At 38.1% G+C, this 24,417-nt stretch carries 21 protein-coding genes and 4 pseudogenes; 22 read left to right on the plus strand and 3 right to left on the minus strand.

Annotated features, from left to right (window positions below; translation table 11 throughout):
• Positions 1-3 precede the first annotated feature (3 nt).
• The 10 genes and pseudogenes from lacG to OZZ83_RS02900 all read left to right on the plus strand — a co-directional run bounded on the left by lacG (position 4) and on the right by OZZ83_RS02900 (position 10,694).
• Positions 4-1,407, plus strand: coding sequence for a 6-phospho-beta-galactosidase (gene lacG, locus OZZ83_RS02855; RefSeq protein WP_252706900.1), 1,404 nt, complete (start codon positions 4-6; stop codon positions 1,405-1,407).
• A 17-nt stretch (positions 1,408-1,424) separates the two neighbouring features.
• Positions 1,425-1,853 (plus strand): galactose-6-phosphate isomerase subunit LacA, encoded by a 429-nt coding sequence (gene lacA / locus OZZ83_RS02860; protein WP_002309813.1) that lies wholly within the window; start codon positions 1,425-1,427, stop codon positions 1,851-1,853.
• A 13-nt stretch (positions 1,854-1,866) separates the two neighbouring features.
• The gene (gene lacB / locus OZZ83_RS02865) at positions 1,867-2,397 is read left to right on the plus strand and encodes a galactose-6-phosphate isomerase subunit LacB (protein WP_002309812.1); all 531 of its coding nucleotides are present in this window, start codon (positions 1,867-1,869) and stop codon (positions 2,395-2,397) included.
• Positions 2,394-3,320: a tagatose-6-phosphate kinase gene (gene lacC, locus OZZ83_RS02870; RefSeq protein ID WP_002309811.1), complete on the plus strand. Its 927-nt coding sequence runs from the start codon at positions 2,394-2,396 to the stop codon at positions 3,318-3,320. The genes lacB and lacC overlap by 4 nt, the downstream gene beginning before the upstream one ends.
• Positions 3,321-3,332: 12 nt before the next feature.
• Positions 3,333-4,310, plus strand: coding sequence for a tagatose-bisphosphate aldolase (gene lacD, locus OZZ83_RS02875; protein ID WP_002309810.1), 978 nt, complete (start codon positions 3,333-3,335; stop codon positions 4,308-4,310).
• 536 nt (positions 4,311-4,846) lie between these two features.
• Positions 4,847-5,575 (plus strand): WxL domain-containing protein, encoded by a 729-nt coding sequence (locus OZZ83_RS02880; RefSeq protein ID WP_002320687.1) that lies wholly within the window; start codon positions 4,847-4,849, stop codon positions 5,573-5,575.
• 146 nt (positions 5,576-5,721) lie between these two features.
• Positions 5,722-7,748, plus strand: a pseudogene (locus tag OZZ83_RS02885) (lectin-like domain-containing protein).
• Positions 7,749-7,868: 120 nt separating this feature from the next.
• A complete protein-coding gene (locus OZZ83_RS02890) occupies positions 7,869-8,966 on the plus strand; it encodes a DUF916 and DUF3324 domain-containing protein (protein ID WP_278023400.1) in 1,098 nt (365 codons plus the stop codon).
• Positions 8,967-9,522: 556 nt separating this feature from the next.
• Positions 9,523-9,657 (plus strand): annotated as a pseudogene (locus OZZ83_RS02895) (helix-turn-helix domain-containing protein); the annotation flags it as partial.
• A gap of 123 nt (positions 9,658-9,780) precedes the next feature.
• Positions 9,781-10,694 (plus strand): annotated as a pseudogene (locus OZZ83_RS02900) (hypothetical protein).
• Positions 10,695-10,786: 92 nt separating this feature from the next.
• On the opposite strand, the gene OZZ83_RS02905 reads toward OZZ83_RS02900, so the two are convergent.
• Complete coding sequence (locus tag OZZ83_RS02905) at positions 10,787-11,521, minus strand: MIP/aquaporin family protein (RefSeq protein WP_002290500.1); 735 nt, start codon at positions 11,519-11,521, stop codon at positions 10,787-10,789.
• 325 nt (positions 11,522-11,846) lie between these two features.
• Here OZZ83_RS02905 and OZZ83_RS02910 point away from each other — a divergent pair, with 325 nt between their 5' ends.
• The 6 genes and pseudogenes from OZZ83_RS02910 (at position 11,847) to OZZ83_RS02935 (ending at position 16,373) form a co-directional block, all read left to right on the plus strand.
• Positions 11,847-12,257 carry a CidA/LrgA family protein gene (locus tag OZZ83_RS02910; protein WP_002312390.1) on the plus strand — a complete coding sequence of 137 codons (411 nt, stop codon included), beginning with the start codon at positions 11,847-11,849 and terminating at the stop codon, positions 12,255-12,257.
• Positions 12,250-12,951, plus strand: a complete 702-nt coding sequence (locus OZZ83_RS02915) for an LrgB family protein (RefSeq protein WP_002348051.1) — start codon at positions 12,250-12,252, stop codon at positions 12,949-12,951. Before OZZ83_RS02910 ends, OZZ83_RS02915 begins: the two co-directional genes overlap by 8 nt.
• Positions 12,951-14,531: pseudogene (locus OZZ83_RS02920) on the plus strand (helix-turn-helix domain-containing protein). The gene OZZ83_RS02915 and the pseudogene OZZ83_RS02920 overlap by 1 nt, the downstream one beginning before the upstream one ends.
• Before the next feature lie 19 nt (positions 14,532-14,550).
• Complete coding sequence (locus OZZ83_RS02925; protein ID WP_002290506.1) at positions 14,551-14,772, plus strand: DUF2829 domain-containing protein; 222 nt, start codon at positions 14,551-14,553, stop codon at positions 14,770-14,772.
• On the plus strand, positions 14,769-15,530 hold the full coding sequence (locus tag OZZ83_RS02930; protein WP_252706901.1) for a 3-oxoacyl-ACP reductase: 762 nt from the start codon (positions 14,769-14,771) through the stop codon (positions 15,528-15,530). Before OZZ83_RS02925 ends, OZZ83_RS02930 begins: the two co-directional genes overlap by 4 nt.
• A 333-nt stretch (positions 15,531-15,863) precedes the next feature.
• On the plus strand, positions 15,864-16,373 hold the full coding sequence (locus OZZ83_RS02935; RefSeq protein ID WP_047929625.1) for a QueT transporter family protein: 510 nt from the start codon (positions 15,864-15,866) through the stop codon (positions 16,371-16,373).
• Positions 16,374-16,447: 74 nt separating this feature from the next.
• Here the strand turns inward: OZZ83_RS02935 and OZZ83_RS02940 are convergent, their stop codons facing one another.
• Both OZZ83_RS02940 and rpsD read right to left on the minus strand, forming a co-directional pair.
• Positions 16,448-16,987: a biotin transporter BioY gene (locus tag OZZ83_RS02940; RefSeq protein ID WP_002309798.1), complete on the minus strand. Its 540-nt coding sequence runs from the start codon at positions 16,985-16,987 to the stop codon at positions 16,448-16,450.
• Between the two features lie 138 nt (positions 16,988-17,125).
• Positions 17,126-17,737, minus strand: a complete 612-nt coding sequence (gene rpsD / locus OZZ83_RS02945; protein WP_002294265.1) for a 30S ribosomal protein S4 — start codon at positions 17,735-17,737, stop codon at positions 17,126-17,128.
• A gap of 261 nt (positions 17,738-17,998) precedes the next feature.
• On the opposite strand from rpsD, the gene OZZ83_RS02950 reads away from it, so the two are divergent.
• From OZZ83_RS02950 to mutS, 6 genes are all read left to right on the plus strand, one after another.
• Positions 17,999-18,850, plus strand: a complete 852-nt coding sequence (locus OZZ83_RS02950) for a formate/nitrite transporter family protein (RefSeq protein ID WP_278023403.1) — start codon at positions 17,999-18,001, stop codon at positions 18,848-18,850.
• 28 nt (positions 18,851-18,878) lie between these two features.
• Positions 18,879-19,514 (plus strand): DNA alkylation repair protein, encoded by a 636-nt coding sequence (locus OZZ83_RS02955; RefSeq protein WP_002309795.1) that lies wholly within the window; start codon positions 18,879-18,881, stop codon positions 19,512-19,514.
• A gap of 19 nt (positions 19,515-19,533) precedes the next feature.
• Positions 19,534-20,307, plus strand: a complete 774-nt coding sequence (locus tag OZZ83_RS02960; RefSeq protein ID WP_002309794.1) for a Cof-type HAD-IIB family hydrolase — start codon at positions 19,534-19,536, stop codon at positions 20,305-20,307.
• A 286-nt stretch (positions 20,308-20,593) separates the two neighbouring features.
• Positions 20,594-21,391: a TIGR00282 family metallophosphoesterase gene (locus tag OZZ83_RS02965; RefSeq protein WP_002290518.1), complete on the plus strand. Its 798-nt coding sequence runs from the start codon at positions 20,594-20,596 to the stop codon at positions 21,389-21,391.
• Positions 21,366-21,782, plus strand: a complete 417-nt coding sequence (locus OZZ83_RS02970) for a YlbF family regulator (RefSeq protein WP_002316579.1) — start codon at positions 21,366-21,368, stop codon at positions 21,780-21,782. Before OZZ83_RS02965 ends, OZZ83_RS02970 begins: the two co-directional genes overlap by 26 nt.
• Entirely contained in the window at positions 21,766-24,411 is a 2,646-nt protein-coding gene (mutS, locus tag OZZ83_RS02975) for a DNA mismatch repair protein MutS (protein ID WP_235042681.1), read from the plus strand. The genes OZZ83_RS02970 and mutS overlap by 17 nt, the downstream gene beginning before the upstream one ends.
• Positions 24,412-24,417 lie beyond the last annotated feature (6 nt).

Here is a 24,417-nt window from a genome sequence, read left to right on the forward strand (position 1 = left end):
AGAATGAATAAGTTTCCGGAGCATTTTGTTTTTGGCGCTGCGACAGCTGCTTTTCAAGCAGAAGGTGCACTATTAGAAGGAAATCGAGGGAAGAATTATTGGGATGATTATTTAAAAGAGCAAGGTATGTTTGATCCAAGTCTAGCAAGTGATTTTTATCATAAATACCCAGAAGATCTAGAATTATGCCGTACATTCGGTATCAATGGTCTTCGTATTTCTATTGCTTGGTCACGGATATTTCCTTCAGGTGTCGGAAAATTTGATCCATCCGGTGTCCAGTTTTATCACAAATTGATTGATGAATGTATAGCTAATGGAGTGGAACCCTTTGTTACCTTGCATCACTTTGACACCCCTTTATCTTTGTTCGAAAAGGGCGATTGGCTTTCTCAAAAAACGATTATTGCTTATGTTGATTTTGCGGAGTTTTGTTTCAAAGAATATGGGAACAAAGTAAATTATTGGATCACGTTCAATGAGCCTTGGTCTGTAGTAGCTGGTCAATACATTATTGGTCATTTTCCACCGAATATAAAATACGATCTTCCAAAAGCAATCCAAGCTATGCATAACATGATGGTTGCTCATGCAAAAGTAGTTGAAAAGTATAAAAAGGCGGAGTACCTAGGAGAAATCGGTATTGTCCACATCTTGGAATCAAAATATGGTATCACTAATCATCTTGAAGATACACGTTCTGCAAGAAAAGAACATATTTTAGCAAATCAATTTTTATTAGACGCTACTTATAGGGGACATTACGCTGAAGATACTTTGGAGAACATTGAAGAAATTCTTCGCGAAAATGAAGGAGTGTTGAAGACTACACGTGAAGAATTTGAGATATTAGCTTATGCAGCTGATCAAATTGATTTTATTGGAATCAATTATTATGCTAGCCATTTCGTAAAAGCTTATATTGGTGAATCTACTATCCATCACAACGGTACGGGAGAAAAAGGAAGTAGTCGTTTTGCATTGAAAGGGGTTGGAGAAAGAGTCAATAACCCTGAAGTTCCAACAACAGACTGGGATTGGCCAATTTATCCGCAAGGGCTAGAGGATATGTTGGTCTTTATCAAGGAACGGTATCCAAACTATAAAAAAATCTATGTAACAGAAAATGGAATGGGCGAAAAAGATGTGTTATGTGACAAGCAAGTGCAAGATGATTCTCGAATCGCTTATATTTTCGTACACTTGAAAGCCATTTTAAAAGCTATTGAGCGCGGGGTAAATGTAGAAGGTTACTTTGTATGGTCATTGATGGACGTGTTTTCATGGACAAATGGCTATAAGAAACGCTATGGTTTATTTTATGTCGATTTTAAAAATCAAAATCGATATGCGAAAAAAAGTGCCTATTGGTATAAGAAAATCAGCAACAGCAAATTGCTTGAATAAGGAAGAGAGGTAAGAAGATGCGTATAGTAATCGGTTCGGATAAAGATGGAATGCAACTGAAAGAAGTGATCAAGAAAGATCTAATCGAAAAAGGATTTATGATAGCAGATAAAAGTGAGACACCTTCTGAAGATTTTGTAGCATCTGCTTTAGCCGTCGCGAATGATCTAATGAATAATGAAGGAAGTTTAGGTATTACAGTAGACAGTTACGGAGTAGGAAGCTTCATCTCAGCAACAAAAGTCAAAGGGATGATTGCAGCAGTAGTTTCAGACGAACGTAGCGCTTATATGACTAGAGAGCACAATAATTCTCGCATGATTGCTCTTGGGTCGAAGATCGTAGGAGAAGAGTTAGCGTTATCAATCGTAAAGGAATTTTTACAAGCAACTTACGCAGGTGGTAGACATCAAGTTCGTGTAGATATGTTGAATAAAATGGCATAAAAAAGGAGAAAGTATGAAAATCGCAATTGGTTGTGACCACATCGTCACAGATACTAAAATGGCTCTATCAGATTTTTTGAAAGCAAAAGGACATGAAGTATTAGACATGGGAACCTATGATTTCACACGGACTCATTATCCTATTTATGGAAAAAAAGTAGGAGAAGCAGTAGTGATGGGAAAAGCAGATCTAGGGGTCTGTTTATGTGGGACCGGGGTAGGAATCAATAATGCAGTAAACAAAGTTCCAGGTATTCGGAGCGCATTAGTGCGTGATATGACAACAGCTATCTATGCAAAAGAACAATTGGATGCAAATGTGATCGGGTTTGGCGCTCGGATTACTGGAGAATTTTTGATTTGTGATATTCTTGATGCTTTCATTCAGGCAAAATATCAAGAAACGGATGAGAACCAGCAACTGATTGCTAAAATCAAACAAATCGAAAAAGCTAATGAGTATCAAATTGATCCGAATTTTTTTGATGAATTTATCGAAAAATGGAATCGCGATGAATACCAAGATTGTGAGGCTAATCAATGATTCTAACGATTACGATGAATCCTTCAATCGATGTTTCTTATCCATTAACAGAATTTAGTTTAGATGCAGTCAATCGTGTGAAAAATGTGAAAAAAACAGTCGGTGGGAAAGGATTGAATGTCACACGCATTTTGAAACAATTAGATGCAGAAGTGATGGCGAGTGGATTAATTGGTGGGGTTTTAGGGGAAGAAATCAAAGAGAGGTTAACACAAGATAATATCCTTCATGAATTTTTGTCCATCAAAAGCGAAACACGAAATTGCATCGCTATTTTACATGAAGGTCAGCAGACGGAAATCTTAGAAAGTGGACCAATTGTTTCTACACAAGAGGCTTCTGACTTTCTCAATCATTTAGGAAAATTGGCAGTAAAAGCTGATGTTATTTGTTTTTCTGGTAGTTTGCCTCAAGGACTTCCGATAGATTTTTACCAGCAAATGATACAAGTCTGCAGACCCAAGCCGGTCATGTTAGATTGTTCTGGCGAAGCATTGATGACAGTACTTAAAGGAGAGTCTAAACCGTATTTGATTAAGCCAAACATACAAGAACTAGCGGAGTTATTAGATCAGCCTATCACTACAGATGTGAAGCAACTGAAAGTAGCTTTATCGGATCCGTTATTTGCTGGTATTGACTGGGTTGTAGTCTCGATGGGTAGAAAAGGTGCATTTGCTAAACATTCGAATCGATTCTATCATGTGATGATTCCTTCAATCAAAGCCGTAAACCCTGTAGGTTCTGGTGATGCAATGTTAGCTGGTTTAGCGGTTGCTATTGAAAAAGAAAAATCAGTTGATGTGGTGCTGAAGCAAGGAAATGCTCTGGGAATACTAAATGCACAAGAAGAAACCACGGGTTATATTGAGTTAGTAAATTATCATACATTAATTAAGCAGATACAAATAAAAGAAGTCTAGGAGGATATCAATTTGAATGAAGAAAAACGACGATTTATCAATCGCTTATGTAGTAGCGAGGGGATAATTGGTGCTTTAGCAATCGACCAACGTGGTGCATTGAAGAAAATGATTGCTCAATTCAAGGGAAGTGAAGCAGAAGACACAGAGATTGTAGAATTTAAGAAAATCGTTGCCTCTGAATTAACGGAATATGCATCATCTATTTTATTAGATCCAGACTACGGGCTACCTGCTGCTGATGTAAAGAACGAAAATTCAGGATTATTGTTAGCTTATGAGAAAACCGGCTATGATACCTCCACTCCTGGACGCCTCCCAGATTTGTTAGCTTCTTGGTCAGTCAAGCGCTTGAAAGAAGCTGGTGCGGATGCATGTAAAACCCTGCTATATTATGATATTGATGAATCTGAAGAAATCAATCATCAAAAGCACGCCTTTATTGAACGAATTGGTTTGGAGTGCCAAGCAGAGAAGTTACCATTCTTTCTAGAATTGCTGTCTTATGATGCAACCATTCCTGATTCAACATCGAAAAAATATGCACGCGAAAAACCCCATAAAGTGATTGAAATGATGAAAGAATTCTCTAAAACACGTTACGGGGTGGATGCACTAAAAGTAGAAGTGCCAGTCAATATGAAATATGTCGAAGGGTATGGGATAGATGAAGCTATTTATACAAAATCAGAAGCAGCAGCTTTTTTCAAAGAACAAGCTGAATCTACTCCTCTGCCTTACGTTTTTTTGAGTGCTGGTGTAACCTCTGGATTGTTCCAAGAAACCTTACATTTTGCAAAACATGCCGGTTCTACTTTCAACGGTGTTCTTTGTGGTCGTGCCACTTGGGCTGATGGAATCAAACATTATGTCCTTGATGGAAAAGAGGCAGCAATTGAATGGATGAATACACAAGGACGAGCAAATATCGAAAGCTTAAATACCGTATTGAAGGAAACCGCGACACCTATTGATTTTAATAGGTTCTAATATTTTTTCTGTTATTACTACGGGAGCGATGGAATATCATCAACGACAAAGAAAATCCCTGTTAATTATAAGGATAAGTAAGAGCAGTAGATCCATTTATTGTGGATATGCTGCTTTTTTGCTGTGAAGAATAGTCAGCGAATGTTTATTTGATCGATCGATTCATAACATAGGGAGTACTAGATGCAAGCGTTTATTCTTTTTTTATCTGATACTGTCAAAAAATAATATAATATGTATTTTTTATTTACTTATAATAACTATTGATTGCAGTCTTGACAGTCAAGTCATATTTGATGGATGGGGGTGTGAGATGTACAAATGATTTTAAAGACTATGACAGCTACAGTTCTAATTTTAATTGCATCAAGCGGCAATAGAAAAATAAGAATCAAAACGGACTGATAATCATCTAACAACTAATCGACATATATGAGCAGATACGGAACGATATTCTTCTCTCTCATAAGTTCCGTAAAGCAAACATGTGCTATGGATCGATTGTATATTTATTAAAAAAAGAAAGAGGAATGGCAATGATGAAAAAAGAAACTATATTAGTGGCAACGATGTTATTCAGTATGGCAGTAAGTACGACTTTCGTCTCTGCAGCTGAAGTATACCCAAAGGAATATAACACAGACGGAACAATCACATTTGAAGCAGGAGATGAGGGAATAACTCCTCCAGTTGATCCGGAAGATCCTGATCCCAACGTCCCTGTCGATCCAGTAGACCCTCCAAGTCCTGGAACAGGAGGAGCATTATCGATTGACTATGGATCAAAATTCAAATTTGGGACTCAAAAAATTTCTACTGCAGATAAAACGTATTATGCATCTGCTGATGAAATGACTGATGGTTCTAAAAAACCGACATATGTCCAAGTGACAGATAAAAGAGGAACACTATCTGGGTGGAAATTAAGTGTAGCCCAACCAGAACAATTTAAAACTGCCAGTGGGGACGAACTAGTTGGAGCACAGCTGAAGTTTACGAAAGGGCAAGCTGTTTCTTTGGTTGATCCAACATATACACCTGAAACGGTCAATTCTGAATTAACGCTGACACCAGGAGGAAATAATACGTTAGCAATCAATGCTAAATCAGGAACAGGTGTGGGGACTTGGGTCTATCGATTTGGTGCGAATGAAAATGAAAATAAAGATGCGGTACAGCTTTCGGTACCTGGTACATCTGTCAAGTTAGCGCAACAATATTCTACTAAATTAATTTGGACATTAGAAGATACACCCAATAACTAGTTTACTTACAAGAACAGTTGAAAATAAGCATGCAATCAAACGGTTTTGTGAAGACAATCTAAACAAAGGTTGGTAAAGGCCAAGCTATATTAGTTTGGACAGGAACAGTTCATCTGGGAATTCAACAATCAGGAGGAAAAGATATAGTGAAAAAGAGAAGGATCGTGCTCATTTTAAGCAGTCTATTAGCGACTAATATCTTTCCGATTATAGGGTATTCTTTGGAATCGAATCAGTTGGTCAGTGATAATAGAAGAGTCGAAGAAAGCAAAGAGACTTCGACACTCGATCGTTTAACAGAATCCAGCCAGATCCAAGAGAGCAGTGAGAATTCAAGTACTACTGACAGTAAAGAGACCACTGACAAAGAAGAATCTGAAGAGTTAATCAAACAGCCATTGGAGAATGTCCCGACTTATCGAGTGGGGCTGCCTGATGATCCCAATATTATTTCTATTGATAAGATTTTTCAACAACCTATCGGTACCAGCACGTCCATATTGGAAAACGGAAAGCTATTGCAACTGAATCCAGCAGAGAGGTCTCAAAGAGGAGCTATTTGGTCAAACAATAAAATCGATTTACGCTCAGATTTTACATTTAAATGTTATTTATATTTAGGAAATCAACGAGATAAAGCAGGAGATGGTATGACTTTTACATTGACTGGTGATTCTAGAATGGCTAATGATCCCAGTCAAGTTATCGGTTCCCCAGGTATGGGAATTGGTTCTTATTCGACTCGATCAGGACAGCCTTATGTCGCAAATGCACTCTCGATTGAGTTCGACACATATAAAAATAGTGGTTCTTCTGATCGAATGGATCGTGAAATAACTGCCGATAATAAGGGACATGGGCATGTCGCCTTTGTCACTCCTAAACCAAATAACAACAATTATTCCGGAGAGCATACTGGCGTAACAGTAGCACCTACCTTTCTCTCTGATGGTACATGGCGTACATTAATCATTCAATGGGACGCGTCTCAAAGAAGTCTCACCTATGATCTGGAAGGTGTCGGACGCTCTTCTCACATTGTACCTGATCTCATCAGTCAATTCGGTTCTACACAAGTAAATTGGGGATTTACTTCTTCAACAGGTACATTTTTTCAAGAAAACGCTATTGCTATGACGCAACTTCCATCTAATGTGTCATCAACAGCTGATGTAAAAGTCAATGATAGTGATTATGGGGCCATCGCTGAAGTTGAAAGAAACGATAAGATAACTATCAGAAATACATTGAAAGTTACTGGGAATTTTCTTGAAGATAAGAAATTGGAGACTAGTATAGACCTAGCACAAGAATTAAATATTCCTGAGCGTATCTTGATCAACGGAAATCAAGTTGATACCAAAGATATCCTGATAACAGGAAACCGAGTCACACTCAATCTAGGAGATTATTTTGTTCTTGGAGATACATTGATTATTGAGTTGGAAACAGATTTGCGAGAAGCCATTCCCGAAAAGGTACTCACTATGCACTTTGAATATCTTGAGGATGCAAAGTTAATTGAGCAGTCAAATGATATAAATCTGACGATTGCGAAGCTGAAGGAAATAGATGTCCATGTTTACTATAAAGAGAAAGAGAGTCAAAATGATCTCGCAGAAATGAAAACAATCACTGGAAAAATCGGAGAGAATTATAAAGAATTTCCTATTGATATTGAGGGATATGTTTTTGACTCTGATTCAGCGAATACAGAAGGTGTCTTTTTCGAAAATACAGCGGATATCTATTTTTATTACAGAAAAGGAAAGCTTTATCTTTCAGCGGCTCCTCAGTATGTTGATTTTGGGCAACACAAAATATCCAATAAACCATTAAGTGTATTTGGCAGTTCTCAGGTGGATTGAAAATCATGGATGAACGGGCTTCTGGAGGTTGGACATTACAACTGAAACAAGAAAAAGTTCTTACAAATGGAACGTTTGAACTCCCGGAAGCTCTTTCGTTTGTTACTTCTGAAGAGACAACGGTTATAGGGTCATCTGCTGTTACGATTTTTGAAAGTGACCAAAAAGGCGAAAGTGATTTGTCTGCTATTTTAGATTCTACATCTCAACATGGAATCAGAATAGATATTCCTGTAGAAAATCAAAGGATTGGAACATTTGAGGGGAAACTATCCTGGATTCTTGCAGATGTTCCAGAAAATTAATAAAAAGAGAAGATGAGGACAAAAGCATGGTGCACCAAGGACAACAGGAACCATAAATACTTATTTCCTGCACAGCTTAAAATGGCAGAGACACGCTTTTGTTCCCATCTTTTCTTACATATGATGAAAGGAGCGATTTACTTGAAACCAAAACAGCAATTATTTGTAACACTCCTAGTTATTATAGGGACACTTTTTAACCATTTACCAGTGACAGCTAGTGCATTCAATTTTTCGGTGACGCCAATAACTTCGGAGAATCAAATCGATAAAAGAAAAACTTATTTCGATCTCCAACTTGTTCCAGATCAGGAAGTAGAATTAAAAGCAGAATTGAGAAATGATACGGAAAAAGAAGTGAAAATCGACATTTCTGTGAATAGCGCAACGACTAATTCAAACGTGATGGTTGAATATGGAAAAAATGAGATTGAAAAAGACGAAAGTCTAATCTTTGATCTGATCGACTATGTGAGTTATCCAGAGACAGTGACACTGGAACCTAAAAGCGTTCAAACCGTGGTTTTTCATGCTAAGATGCCAAAAGATCGATTCGATGGTGTATTGGCCGGTGGGATCACATTCAAAGAAATTGTGACGGAAAAGGATCAAACAGAAAACAAGGATCAAAGCTTATCGATTGAGAATGAATACGCCTATACTGTTGCCTTGTTAATGCGACAGACACTGAATAAAGTTGCTCCTAACTTAGTTCTCCATGAAGTTAAACCTGATCAAATCAATGCAAGAAATGTCATTTTAGCAAACGTTCAAAATGATCAAAAAACCTATATCAATCAGGTAGTTATTGAAACAAAAATTACAAAAAAAGGGCATTCTGAAGTTTTATATCAGGAGGAAAAAGAAGGATTGCAGATTGCGCCGAATACAAACTTTTCTTTTCCAACAGCTTTGAATGGTCAGCCACTAACTCCAGGCGAATATCATCTCACAATGACCATTCTAGGAAATGAAAATGAAAACGGAAAATTCTCAAGAAAAAAAGAAAATACCATCATCAACTATACCGACCAATGGATATTTGAAAAAGCGTTTATGATAGACGAGAAAGAAGCCAAGGAATTGAATACGAAGGATGTGACGATTAAAAAGGCCAATAATTGGATCTACATCTTAGAAGCGCTGATTTTCTTGTTGTTCGTTTTAATACTTATCCTTTGGTTTATTTTGAGAAAGAAAGAAGAGAAAGAAAAGTAAGATCAAAATAATAAATATTTTCCTTATTGCGTGATATTTACGTTCTTTTTCGATAGTATAAAACGCTTTTGTATTAGCGTAGATGCCTATAAGTAAATGATATAATCATTATAATAGGTCTAACAGCAAGAATGGTCAATAAACGGATCCTCCAGTTTGTGTAGCGTACAGTTGGGACGATGTAGGAAATACGAATAAGAAGGGATAGTAGCAGTGAAGGAATGGAAACAGCAATATACGTAGAAAGAGCTGATCGCTAATGAATTATGAGTTTTTTTTAAGCAAGGAAGATTATAGAAGTTATTCATTACTTAAATATTTAGAAGCAAGCTCAAATTTATCAGAATCAATCTCGGATATTCAAGAGAAACTATCGTTATCGACATTTCTCTTGAAAAAAACTATCGATAAGCTAAAACATGATTTACAAATGTTCGATTTAGAGAAAAACTTTCGTCTAACTGTTAGTGAATTGGTGATATGTTTGGAAATCAATGGTAAAAGTTCTAGTAATGCCCTATTATCTCGCTATATAACAGATTCTTTATCCATGAAAATGGTATTGGCTTTCTTTCAGGAAAAATATATCTCAATAGAAAATTTTGCTGAACAGCATCATGTGAGTTATTCTGTGGCTTATAAAGTATTGCAAGGGCTGAAAAGAAATCTAAAAAAGTATCAAATTTTTTTTGAGAAGAGAAAGTTGACAGGAAATCCTAAAAACATCCGCCTTTTTTTATATAATCTTTTTAACTCAACAGAAATAAGTGTTGAAAAGTTGTATTCGCTACCTATAATTATAAAAACAGAAAAAATGGTAAAAAATTTAAATCGGTATTATCCTCTTTCCGCTTATGAAAAAAAGAAATTATTCCACTTTTTAGCAATCAATCTATTGTCTGAACAAGAAGATTCTTTAGATATTGCCAACAATCAGCCGCTGTTTTTCTCAGATATAGGATTTTTCTATCTAAAAGGAGTACTGGAGACAGAATCAGTTGTTTTTATCTGTAAGACACTCTCGTGGCTTTATCTCCATGATAAGTTAGATCAAAAGTATTTGAGGAAAAAAGAAGATGAAACAATCGAATGGTTGAATGAGCGGTTCATTGAAAGTTTTGAAAAACGGTTTAAACGGTTACCGAAAGAAACGAGAAAATCGATCCAAAACGAGTTAACCAAATACATTTTAAACTTTTGCATTATACCCTTAATAAATCGGATGAATTTCCACTAGATATTTCTTTTTTTAATCAAAACTATCCTACATTTTATTGCTATCTGTTAGAGTATATGAATGATCTAATGTCAAAACACAAAGAGTTGCTTCAAGATAAATTTTTTCTTTTTTTCAGTTATTTATTGTTATTGATCAATCACATACCCGTTCAACTGGTTTCTGAGCCAGTAAAAATCATCATCGATTTTTCTTATGGTGCTGCTTATAATCGATTTATCAAGAAAAATTTAAGTTTGTATATTAATCTGAATACGGAAGTGATAGAGGCTGGAAAGTCTGATTTTCCGGATGTTATAATCACGAATAGAAACAATTTATATGAAGAAAGTGTGTCTCAAGTAGTAGTTTGGCTTGATCCGCCAAGAGCAGTAGACTGGGGGAACCTTACAAAGATTTTGTTGACTATCCAAGAAGAGAAATACAAAGACAGCAAAATTGACAAGCAAATAGACGATTTTCCTGAAGAAATCATCGACAGGATCGAATAGAGAATTTCTTTTAGAAAGTCCGTCTGCTTTTTCTAAAAATAAAAAAACTTGGTACGCAATCGCTGTACCAAGTTTTTTTATTTAGCTTTTAATTAAGCCATAAATAATAATTTATATAAGAATACTGCTACGACACCAGCACAGATAGGTGCAACAACGGGTACCCATGCATATCCCCATTGAGAAGAACCTTTATGTTTCAATGGAAGTAGTGCGTGTACAAGACGTGGTGCAAAGTCACGAGCTGGGTTCAGGCCAGGACCTGTAGGACCACCAAGTGAAGCAACTAATGTCCATACAAGGAAACCAAGTGCTAAGTGAGCTGTACCAAGGTTATCTTGGAAGAATGGTGCTTTTGTAATACCTAAAGCTCCAAAGAATAAAACGAATGAACCAAAGAATTCATTGACGAAACCATTGAATTTAGAACCAACACTGTTGATTGTTGAGAATGTACCTAACACATGGTTTACATCTTCTGTTTGGTCGTAGTAAGGTTTGTAACAAGCCACTACGATCAATTGTCCGATCGCTGCACCAATCAATTGTGCAATGATATAAGGAACAACTTCAGCCCAAGGGAACAATCCGTTAGACGCTAAGGCGATCGTAAATGCTGGGTTGATGTGGTTACCGCTGATTCCGCCAAAGATCATTGCCGGCATCATAACCCCAAATCCATATCCGACAGCAATCAGCATCCAGTCGCTGCCATATCCTTTTGTACCTTTTAAATCTACGTTTGCTACAGCACCGTTACCTAGCACGATTAGTAATGCTGTACCAATCATTTCCGCCGCAAGACGGGTCATTAGTGAGTAATCCATAAATACCTCCAAATGTTATAAAAATGCAAAAAAAAAGAAACATCAACACGAAAAGCCTCGGTGCAGTGTTTCGTGTCGGAAGGATTTCTGCAGTCTTAACAAATGTGAATAAAAAAATGATTTCCATTACGTATAAGAAACCAGACCAACAGCAAAACTCCAACTCTTTTTAAAAGTTCTCCACAAATCACCAAGCTTAACTATAAATATACCAAAAAAAAAACGTTTTTTTTCTCAAAAATTGTATCTTAGAAACAGCATGTTTTGAAACTTTCAGAAAAGGTTTGTTAGTAAAATGAAAGCTATACGTAAGGAGTGTTGTTTGATGAAATTTTTTCAAGAGTTTTTCATTATTATTTTCTTTTCTGTATTAGGAGAAGGTATCCGAATTTTTGCTCATTTACCTATTCCTGGGAGTATCTTAGGTATTCTTTTTTTATTTTTAGCATTTGAAATGCATCTTGTTGATCCTGAAAAAATCGGAGCAACTGGTGATTTTTTATTGAATAATCTAGCTATTTTATTTGTTCCAGCTGGTGTAGGTTTATTGGAATATTTCGATGATATCGCTTCGATATGGCCTATTTTACTGGGGGCAGTCGTCGTGTGTTCCATCGTCACGATGGTCGCAGCGGGAAAAACGGCAGAAGGGGTAGAAGCTTTGCTAGGCTATGTCCGTAAGAAAAAAGCAAGCAGGGTATCTGTAAACGAAATGGAGGAGAATCAAATTGACTGAGTTTTTTGTGAATCCATTATTTGGCTTAAGTTTGACTTTAGGAGTGTACGTATTATCTGACAAATTTTTGCGGCAATATAAACTGCCTGTTTTGAATCCTCTCGTATTATCGATTGTTGTTATTATCTTATTTTTGCATTTTTCTGGCGTCAGCTATAAAGAGTATAATATCGGCGGCAATTTTTTGACTATGCTGATTACTCCTGCGACAGTGGCACTTGCCATTCCGCTTTATAAAAACTTCCGTTTGCTGAAAGAAAATTTTTATCCTGTAATGGCTGCGATTTTAGCAGGAATAGTCGCAAATTGCTTGGTTAGTGTAGGGATCGGTTATTTTTTCTCTCTTCATAAAGAGATGGTCATCTCTTTACTACCGAAATCTGTAACGACGGCTATTTCTGTCGATTTGTCTCATACGATGGGCGGGGTGAATGCCGTGACTCTTGCAATTGTTGTCTCTACAGGTATTTTTGGCTCGCTGATCGCTACTCATATTTTCCGCTTATTCAAGATTGAAAGTCCCGTTGCTCGCGGTGTGGCGTTAGGAAGTACTTCTCATGCTATCGGTACAGCAAAAGCAATCGAGATTGGCGAAGTAGAAGGGATCATTTCAGGGCTTGCGATATGCGTAAATGGAATATTGACCGTTTTGTTGCTACCGTTATTCTTTCAGCCTTTTGCTGGCTTGTTTTGATGCGAAAACCACTATTTTATGCTACAATAACCAAAACGTTCTAGCATAAAAAAGGAGGGAAAGACGTGTATTTGTCTTCCGAGTATCTTAAACAATTTGATAAAGATCTATATTATAAGATTCTCCTCCTAGAAAGTTTTGAGGATCAAGCTTGGCATACTGCTGCACAATTAGCGCAAGTTGTTCAGCTGGATGCCCGCAGTGTGTCGAAATACCTAAACGAGCTGTCTAAAAACTATCAGCAGTTTAGCGGTAAGACGCACCCTTTGTTTACAAAAAATCACCGTTCTGGTTATAACTTTTATGATGCGCTCGATTCGATTGAACATGAGCGTTTTTTGATCTATCTCGTGCAAAGTACGCTGAAATTCCAGCTGCTGCACGACATTTTTTTTGAAGAATTCCACACGATTTACCAATTTGCGCAAAAGCATTACATTAGTGAATCCACTGCTCATCGAAAAATCAATGAATGGAAACAGCAACTGCAAACTTATGGCATTCGTCTGCAACGAGGTACATATATCGCGCAAGGCGAAGAAGAAATCATTCGACTTTACTTGCATATGACATTCTGGCAGTTGTTTCGAGGGAAAATCTGGCCGTTTGAAACGATTTCTCAAATGGACGTAAAGAATATGGCAGAACATATCATGGCTTTTTTCAATGTTCGTTTGAATGAAATCAAAAAAAGACGTTTGGAATACATGCTAGGTGCCTTTTTTTTAAGAAAATCACAGAAGCATTATGTGGTATTGAATGAGAAAAAAAGACGGCTGATCGCAGACAATCTGTTGTTCCAACGATTCTGCCAAGTCATGGAGCCGGTATTTCCTAATTATTTTCAAGTAGAAGACGAATTAGGCGCATTATTTCTTGTTCTGATGACGCGTGAAGAATATTATAGTGATCCTAAGATACGGAAGAAAATTTTTGATTTCCATCAACAAGCAGAAACACCGCCTTTTGCAGCTCTTTCTGAAGCAAAAGCAGCTCTTTCTCTTTATCAAGAAGAGCAGGAGCTACCAGCGGAAGATCTGACCTTTGAGGCAGAAAACTATTTGTTCAGTAGTCATTTTTTCGCCTATCTTTTTCCTAACGCAAAAGAAACGATTGATGGAAACAGTAGTGACTTCATTAATCATTTAGTCATTGAAAACAAGGAATTAAAACAATGGTTAGTACGCTTTTTTGAAAGCAGACACAAACAGCCTAATCATCTGGCGTTTAAAAATCATGCGTTTTTGATGGGACGGTATCTGACTGTGTTTAAAACATTAGGAGCATTTACTCCACAGCTTCCAAAGATCACGATCCTCTTGATGACAGATTTTCCATTATTTGAAGAGCAACTGTTAGAGGAGGGGTTACGGACGTTTTTCCGTAATGATTATCAGCTGATTTTTCTACCAACGGATTATCGGGGAAGAGAAGTAGATCTTCTGATTTCAACAAGTAAAGTTCATCGAAAACCGTGGGCGGATCTTGACTATTTTATTGTGACCGAAGAATTAAAATTGATAGATTACATTCAGCTATCTCAAAAATTTGAAATGATTCAAAAACAATCAAAACAATAACAAAAAAAGGAGAATAAAGATGACATTTGAAGAAATTTTACCAGAATTGAAAAAAGGTGCAAAGATTATTCGTAAAGGATGGAGTGGATTTGAGCTTTATGTTGTTCTCGTATCCGATGATGAATTTGATGGCTGTCCGGTGACGCCTTACTTATTGATCAAAACAAGTGATGAAGGTTTTTCTAGCTTTGCTCCTACAGTTTGCGATATTTTAGCAGATGATTGGGCAATCGTAGAATGAAAAACCGTTATCCAGATTTAGCTAAACAGGTCGTATTTATTACAGGAGCTGCTTCTGGTATTGGCGCCGCGCAAGCCCAAGCTTTTCTGGAACAAGATGCCTTTGTTTTTGGATTAGATCAAAAATTTGGAAAAATGGAAGAACTTTCTTTTCGATTTCCTGAAACTTTTGCCTACGCACTAGGGGATGTCCGACAGAGGAAGAAACTCCAACAAGCGGTATCGAAATGCCAGGATCATTTTGGTGAAGTTACAATTTTATTGAATACTGCGGGGGTACTAGATGCATACAAATCCTTGATGGAAACTGACGAATCGCTGTGGGATCTGATTTATGAAACGAATGTGAAAAGCATGTATCATCTAACAAACATCATCCTTCCTGATATGATCCGCCGAAAAAGCGGAACAATCATCAACATGGCTTCGATTGCGGGTTTGGTTGCTGGCGGAGGTGGGATCGCTTATACAAGTGCGAAACATGCAATCGTCGGTTTTACCAAACAACTCGCTCTGGATTACGCAGAGCAGGGGATCCGAGTAAAAGGAATTGCTCCAGGAGCCATCCAAACGCCGATGAATGCGGCTGATTTTGAAGGGAAAGGTGAGATGGCAGAGTGGGTGGCAAATGAAACACCAGTCAAGCGATGGGCACAGCCGGAAGAAGTAGCGGAGCTGACATTATTTCTTGCCTCTCCTCAAGCAAGCTATATACAAGGAACGATTATTCCAATCGATGGTGGCTGGTTGCTAAAATAACCTTGTGTTTTTTTCAAGCTTCTGTATGATAAGAAATAAAGAGAGAACCAAATGGTTGATGATAAAAGAAAGTCGATGATTGTTCCCGGCATTTGATGTCAGACAGCTTTTTCACAACCTTCTAATATAAACAGTGTTCAAAAGCTTGCAACTGCGGTAATAAGTCCAACCAAATGGAAAATAGGAGGAGCTATTTTTATTTGACTGTTCTTATTACTTGTTGCAGGGCAGCTTTTTCACAACCTTCTGCGGCACTTCAGTTGGAATTTTCTTCCCATCCTTTGGTCGCAGTCATTACCAAGATAAAATTATCTTGCAAAGGAGAAATAGAACATGGAAAAAAATAATACCCGTTCAGCCAAACGCTGGACAACGACAGATGTGACTCGGATGGCGCTAGTCACTGGTTTATATGTGGCAGTGACGCTGGTTTTGTCTGTTTTTAGCTTTGGAGTGATTCAGATTCGTCTCTCGGAGATGTTCAACTATCTGTCCTTGTATAACAAAAGATACATCGTTGCGGTAACAGCAGGAGTAGCTTTGGCTAATATTGCTTCTCCTCTTGGACTGATAGATGTTGTAGTAGGAAGCGTCAGCACGCTGATTGTATTGCTTATCAACTATAAAATCACTAGTCGCATCAAAAACATGAAAATCAAAATGGCTGTGACAGCATGCGTATTCGCTTTTTCCATGTTTACAGTAGCTGGTCAGCTAACGATTTTATATCAACTACCTTTTTTCTTGAATTGGTGGGTGATTGCTTTAGGAGAATTGGCATCAATGATTGTCGGTGGGATAATTATTTATTGGATCAGTAAAAAAGTAGATTTGACAAAATAAAGATCTGTTTAAATTAAAATATGGCAGCGTGGAAGAGACCGGATGTTGAGTCTTCTTCCATGCTGCTTTTTTGTTCAATTCGTTCGAAGAAATCGATTTAGCCGTTTCTTCAACAAGACACCGATATAGGCTGCTCCAGTTGCTTTGATTGCTTCCGGCAGTAAAAAAGGCAGCAGCCCACTGGCAAATGCAGTTGTAAAAGTAAGGTCGCCACTTATCTTCAGCCAGATCGTCCCACAGACTAATGCGGCAAGAGAACCCATTAGATTGGCAAAGATTGCGTACAAGTAATGAGCGTCTGTTTTTTCGATCATCCAGCCAGTTAGCCATGTTTGAAAGAGAAATCCAATCAAATATCCGCCAGTTGGACCAAATAAAACAGCTATGCCGCCAGTCATCCCTGAAAATACAGGAAGACCGATCAAACCCAGTAAAAGATAAACCGTAACAGATATCAATCCCAGTTTTCTTCCGAGAAAAGTGGCTGTCAGTCCAATAGCAAATGTTTGCCCTGTCAAAGGAACCAAACCAAAAGGAATGGTCATCTGAGAAAGGACAGAAATAATCGCGGCAAATTCCGCAGCAAGTATCAATTCTTTCAATGTTCGGTTCATAATGCCCTCTTTTAGTTAACTTAATATTTTTTCTTGGTTAACGAAATTGTAAAACAAAGTGATTGCTTTGTAAATAGAAAATAAAAAAAAGACCAGCTATCCAATAGATAGCGGCCTTTTTCAAGAAAGCTTTTGAAATTATAAGCTTTGGTTGTAGTATTCAACGACAAGAGCTTCGTCGATTTCTGGATATAGTTCGTCACGTTCTGGTAAACGAGTTAATGAACCTTCCAATTTTTCAGCGTCAAAGCTTACGAATGCTGGACGTCCAACAGTTGCTTCTACAGCTTCTTTTACTGTTACGATGTTTTGTGATTTTTCACGAACTGAGATCACTTGACCCACTTCTACGTGGTATGAAGGGATATCAACGCGTTTGCCATCAACTAAAATGTGACCATGGTTAACTAATTGACGTGCTTGACGACGAGTCGTTGCAAGTCCTAAACGGTAAACAACATTGTCTAAACGTTGTTCTAGTAAGATCATGAAGTTAACACCGTGTTTACCTTCTTTGATTTTGCTAGCTTTTACGAACAAGTTACGGAATTGACGTTCGTTCATTCCGTACATGTGACGAAGTTTTTGTTTTTCAGTTAATTGCATGCCGTATTCTGATTGTTTGCCACGGCTGTTAGGTCCGTGTTGACCTGGTGCGTAAGGGCGACGTGCTAATTCTTTTCCTGTGCCTGACAATGAGATGCCTAAGCGACGAGAAATTTTCCATGATGGTCCTGTATAACGAGACATTAAAATTTCCTCCAATGAATATAAGTTTTTGGAGTAAAATAATCCGTTGAAAAATTCATAATCATATAGTTTGTTCTTCAATCTTCACCTTTGCAGCCGCGGTTACACAATCGAACCCGAGACGGGGCAACAAACTAGGGATGAGTTATTATTTTTCTGCTGCATTATTTTACACAAACTACAGTATATGATAGATCATCCATGAATGTCAAGATAATTAGTATGTAAAAACGCTTTACAAACCTAGGCTCTCTTTATAAAATGAGAAGGTATGTGCAAATGGAAAAAAGTGAAGGAAGTTTAAGGAGAAAATCAATGAATCCGGTATCACCATTATTTGAGAAAATCGATGCTTCAATTGAAAAGAAGGCGAACCTTTTTGAAAACAGCTTTTCACGTTACGCTGTTCGAGCGGTTCTTGCCTGTTTGTTTTTGACTTTAGGAACGGCTGTGGCATTTGCGATTGCGATGAATGGGGAAGATATCGCGCACGGTCTAGGAAAGATTTTATACGCATTTATGTTCAGCTGGGGGCTGGTCATGATTCTATACATGAACGCCGAATTAGGAACATCGAATATGCTTTATATGACCGTGGGTGTTTTTCGGCAGAGACTTGCTTTAAGTAAGGCAGCCAAGATTCTATTTGCTTGTATTTTTTTCAATATGATTGGCGGTATGTTATGTGGATTTCTTATTTCTATGACTACGCCATTTCAAGATTTAACGTTGGACAACTTTATGTTAGAATCAATAGCAGTAAAACTAGCAAAACCTGCAACAACGATTTTGGTGGAAGGGATGTTTGCGAATATCGTTGTCAATACCGCTGTACTGATTAGCATGCGGATGAAAGAAGATGCTGGGAAAGTAATCCCGGTCGTATTCATTATTTTCATTTTTGCTTTTTTAGGATATGAACACGTGATAGCGAATTTTCCTGCCTTTACGCTTGCTTACTTTGCTTCTCATGGTCAGATGGATGGAATGACAGCCAGTAATGTGTTACATAATTTGTTTTTTGCTTTGGCAGGGAATTATATTGGTGGCGGTTTAGTGATGGGACTGGGTTATGCTTGGCTGAATCAATCAAAATCATCCTATGTGGACTAAAAAGTCGTTCATTAAGGGAGGAAATACTATGGAAGTGTTAGTTTTTCCAAAAAATGAAGAAAAAGCGTTACAAATGGAAAAGTACATGAAAAATCTCTTTCCTTTTGCTGGAGTACCTAAGCCGGAACGCGCTCTTTTGCAACAGCCGTTATTGGATGAAAGCAAACATTTATCTGTTTCTGAAGTTTTAGCTTTTGTTCATTACTATTATGAACAAATCGAAAGAGAATATCAGTATGTGGCGATCGATTTAGTCCAAAAAAACATCAAACGGTTTACCTTTGAAGAGCTAGTTACATTGTTACCACTAGTCCAGAAAAAAGAATGGTGGGACAGCATCGATTCTTGGAGAAAAGTATACAGTACATGGTGTAAATCCCATCCAGAGCAACGTAAAGAAGTCTTTCAGTTGTTCGAAAAAAAGGAAGATTTCTGGTTGCGTCGAATAGCAATCACGTTGCAATTAGGTTATAAACAGCAAACAGACACAGCACTATTGATTCGAGCAATAGACGAAGACCGTCAAACAAAGGAATTCTTTATCCAAAAAGCAATCGGTTGGGCATTGCGTGATTATAGTAAGACCGATGCCGCTTGGGTAAAAAGTCAGCTGACAACAGATTTGAGCAAGTTAGCTGTTCGAGAGGCAAGCAAGTATTTATAAGAAAGCGAGACGACAAGAGATGAGACGCAAATTATTTGCTTTTGATATTGATGGAACGTTGTTAGATTCAAATAAACAAGCTTTAGATAGCACGAGAGAAGCATTGGAAAAATTACGCAAAGCCGGTCATCTGGTCACGATTGCTACAGGGCGGAGTCGATTCCATGCGCAAGAAGTCATTCGAGATCTGGATTTTACGAACTACATTTTATGTAATGGAGCGGCCGGTTTTTTAGACCATGAACAAGTATATAAGAATTTACTAGATCGCGAACAGTTAGATGCATTCGTCCAGGAAGCGCATCATGAACAGATCGACACAGCTTTTGTCAGCTTAGACAATATCAAACGTTCTTCTTCCAATGATGTAACGGTGATGGAAGAGGCGATGCATTCTTTCGGCGCTGTCTTGCCTGAACTAGATCAGTTTTTTGCAGAGGAACAAGAAATCTATCAAGCGTTAGCATTTTTCGATCAAACCTATGATGGAAAATTCTCTTCATATGATAAGATCCGATTTGTCCGTTGGCATGAGAACAGTGTAGATGTCGTTCCCCAAAACGGTTCTAAAGCGGCGACGATCCTACACTTAGCAGAACAAGTAGGTATCCCGCATGAAGATATTATCAGCTTTGGTGACGGACAAAATGACCGTGAAATGTTGCGTATGTCAGGAATCGGAATAGCTATGGGGAATGCTGTGCCAGAAGTACAAGCAGAAGCCAAGATGGTCACTGATACAAATGATCAAGATGGCATCTGGAAGGCATTGAAAGAGTTAAGTGTGATTTAAAAGAGGTTGTGAAAAAGCTGTCCTGCATCAAGTAATAAGAACAGATTTATGAAAATTGTTTCTCAAATTTTTGAAAAATTTCGGCTTATTTCTGAAGAAGCAGCAGATGGAACAACGTTTATTCGGGAAATGGGACTGTGACAAGATTTTTGCCACAGTCCCATTTATTTATTTTATTTTTCAAATCTAAGAAATATCAGGAAAGTGTTCCTTTTGTTTGACCTTTTCTTTCTTATTGAAAACAACTATAATATAGAGTGATGTTAAAAGAGAAGAGGAATTTAGTGTGCGGGTATTGTTTATTGGTGATGTAGTAGGTTCAATGGGACGAGAGATGATTACTGAATATCTTCCTAGGTTGAAGAAGAAGTATCGTCCGCAAGTAACGATCGTAAATGGTGAGAATGCCGCTTCTGGACGTGGAATCACAGAAAAAATCTATAAAAAATTTTTGCAAGACGGTGTAGATGTCGTGACGATGGGAAATCATACGTGGGACAACCGCGGGATTTTTGAGTTTGTAAATGAAGCCAAAAAGATGGTTCGGCCGGCAAATTTTCCGGAAGGGACGCCTGGACAAGGGATGGTCTTTGTCAAAGTGAATCAGATCGAATTGGCAGTAATCAACATGCAAGCTCGTTCTTTCATGGTGGACTTGGATGATCCTTTTCGTAAAATGAAGGAACTAGTAGAAGAAGCTAGGAAACGTACGCCAATCATTTTTGTAGATTTTCATGGAGAAACAACAAGTGAAAAACAAGCGATGGGCTGGTTTTTAGATGGGAAAGTTTCAGCAGTGGTCGGTACACATACACATGTCCAGACAAATGATGCGCGAATTTTGCCAAAAGGTACAGCGTATCTGACAGACGTTGGGATGACAGGACCCTACGATGGTATTTTGGGTATGCGCAGAGAACCTGTGATCGAAAAGTTTCTGACCGCATTACCAAAACGTTTTGAAGTTGTCGAACAAGGCCGATCGATTTTAAGCGGCTGTATCTTAGAATTGGATGATACGACAGGTCATGCAAAAGAAATCCAGCTGATTCAAATCAATGAGGATCGACCGTTCATGGAGTAGAAAGAGAGGCAGTTTTTTGCAGCAGGAGCCGGAAATTCAAAAAGAAGTAAGGAAACTGACAAAACTTTTAAGAGAAAATGAAACGATCATTCGCTACAAAGCACTTGAAGAAAAGATCCAGCAAAACCAGTATTTAGCTGAGTTGAGAGAGAAAATCAAACAAGCGCAAAAAGAAGCTGTTCATTTTGCCCACTATGACAAACCAGCAGCAGAACAAGAAGCAATCAAGCGAGCGGATCAATTCATGAAAGAATTTGATCAGCATCCGCTTGTTATAGCTTATAGAAAACAGCTGTTGGAAGCAGATGATCTGCTTCATCATTTAACAACGATGATACAAGAAGACATCAATGGACAAATAGAGGAGGAAAAACATGCCTCAAAAAACTAAAAACACTCCTATGATGGAACAATATCTAAGCATCAAGGCACAATACCAAGATGCTTTTTTGTTCTATCGTTTAGGAGACTTTTATGAATTATTTTATGAAGATGCGATCAAGGCATCACAGCTTTTGGAATTAACGTTGACGAGCAGAAATCGAAATGCAGAAGAACCTATTCCTATGTGCGGTGTACCTCACCATGCAGCACAAGGATATATCGATACCTTGATTGAAAAAGGCTATAAAGTAGCAATTTGCGAGCAGGTAGAAGATCCAAAGACGACTAAAGGGATGGTCAAGCGCGAAGTGATTCAGCTAGTCACTCCTGGTACAGTCATGGACAGCAAAGGATTGTCGGCAAAAGACAACAATTTTTTAACAGCTGTAGTTAGTCAAGGAAATGAATTTGGCTTTGCTTATGCCGATCTAAGTACGGGAGAATTGAAGACGGCTCGGTTGCATGATGAAGAAGCTGTTTTAAATGAAGCCTCTGCATTGCAGACAAAAGAACTCGTATTAGGTAGTGAGATCACTGATACCCTTCGTGAACAGCTAAGCGGGCGTTTAGGGCTAGTCTTTTCTCAACAAAATGAGATGGAAGAAAATGCCGAATTTAGCTTTTTGACAAGTGAACTAGTCGATCCGCTGGAAAAAGAAGCAACTGGTAAACTATTGACTTATTTAGCGGTGACACAAAAGCGGAGTTTAGCTCATATCCAAAAAGCAGTAGAATACCAACCAGATCATTTTTTGAAAATGGATTATTATTCAAAATTCAACCTAGAATTAAGCCAATCTATTCGGACTGGGAAAAAGCACGGCACCCTTCTATGGTTATTAGATGAAACAAAAACAGCAATGGGTGGCCGCTTACTAAAACAATGGCTAGACCGTCCGCTTATCCAGGCAAAACAAATTAAAGCAAGACAAGAAATGGTCGCTTCTTTGCTAGACAGTTATTTTGAACGTATCGATTTGCAGTCAGCATTAACGAAAGTCTATGATCTGGAACGCCTAGCAGGTCGAGTAGCTTTCGGTAATGTCAATGGGCGAGACTTGATCCAGTTGAAAACTTCTTTAGAACAAGTGCCAATGATCAGAGGGTTGATTGAAGGAATTGATCAAGGTCAATGGCAAAGTCTGCTTTCAGAAATGCAACCGATGGACCATCTCGTCCAATTGATTGACCAAGCTATCCAAGATGATCCGCCGTTACAAATAACGGAAGGAAACATCATCAAAGATGGATTCAATGAGCAGCTCGATACGTACCGTTCTGCTATGAGAAACGGAAAGAAGTGGCTAGCAGAACTTGAAGCAAAAGAGCGTCAAGAAACAGGAATCAAGAACTTAAAAATCGGATTTAACCGCGTTTTCGGTTATTATATAGAAATCACAAAAGCAAATCTTGGGAATGCAGAACTGGAGAAGTATGAACGAAAACAAACCTTAGCAAATGCAGAGCGTTTCATCACACCAGAACTAAAAGAATTGGAGACACAAATCCTCGAAGCAGAAGAAAAATCTGTTGATTTAGAATATCAGTTGTTTTTAGCTGTGAGAGAAGAAGTCAAAAAGGCTATCCAACCGCTACAAGTACTTGCAAAAGCAATCAGCGCAGTAGATGTGCTACAAAGTTTTGCAACAATCAGCGAACGCTATCAGTATGTTCGGCCAGAACTTGTCAGTGACAAGCATCAGCTTCTGATCAAAGACGGACGACATCCTGTAGTAGAAAAAGTATTAGGACATCAGGAATATATCCCTAACAGCGTAGAAATGGCAGAAGACGAAATGATTTTGTTGATCACAGGACCGAATATGTCTGGTAAAAGTACGTATATGCGCCAGTTGGCATTAACTGTTCTGATGGCGCAAATGGGCTGTTTCGTTCCGGCAAAACAAGCAGTTTTACCTATTTTTGATCGGATTTTTACCCGAATTGGTGCAAGTGACGACTTAATTGCTGGACAAAGTACTTTTATGGTAGAGATGATGGAAGCCAATCAAGCCCTACGTTATGCGACGCCAAACAGTTTAATTTTGTTTGACGAACTCGGGCGAGGAACAGCAACCTATGACGGAATGGCGTTGGCCCAAGCAATCATCGAATATATCCATCGTCATGTACAAGCAAAAACACTCTTTTCTACCCATTATCATGAACTGACGGTACTTGAAAAAGAACTTCCGCAGCTTAAAAATGTCCATGTTGGAGCTGTTGAAAAAGACGGAGAAGTTGTCTTCTTGCATAAAATGATGGATGGACCTGCGGATAAAAGCTATGGTATACATGTGGCAAAAATCGCAGGATTGCCTGCCAATCTACTTGAGCGAGCAGCAGATATCCTGCATACGCTAGAAAATGGCGATAACGGACACCATACTGTTCCAGCTGAAATAGGAGAGAAGACTAAAACAGCCAAACAGGAGCAAATAAAACCACCTGCAGAAAAAGTAAACCAAGACCCTATACAAGACAGTGTCAAAGAAGAAACCCAACAACTTTCTTTATTCGGTGAATTATCCGAAAATGAAACAGAAGTCATTGAATCACTGAAGCAAATAAATTTACTAGAAATGACGCCAATGGATGCACTAAACACATTATATGAATTACAAAAACAACTGTAGGAAGAA

This window comes from Enterococcus sp. E5-162 (assembly GCF_035725965.1).
Lineage (GTDB): Bacteria > Bacillota > Bacilli > Lactobacillales > Enterococcaceae > Enterococcus_B > Enterococcus_B lactis.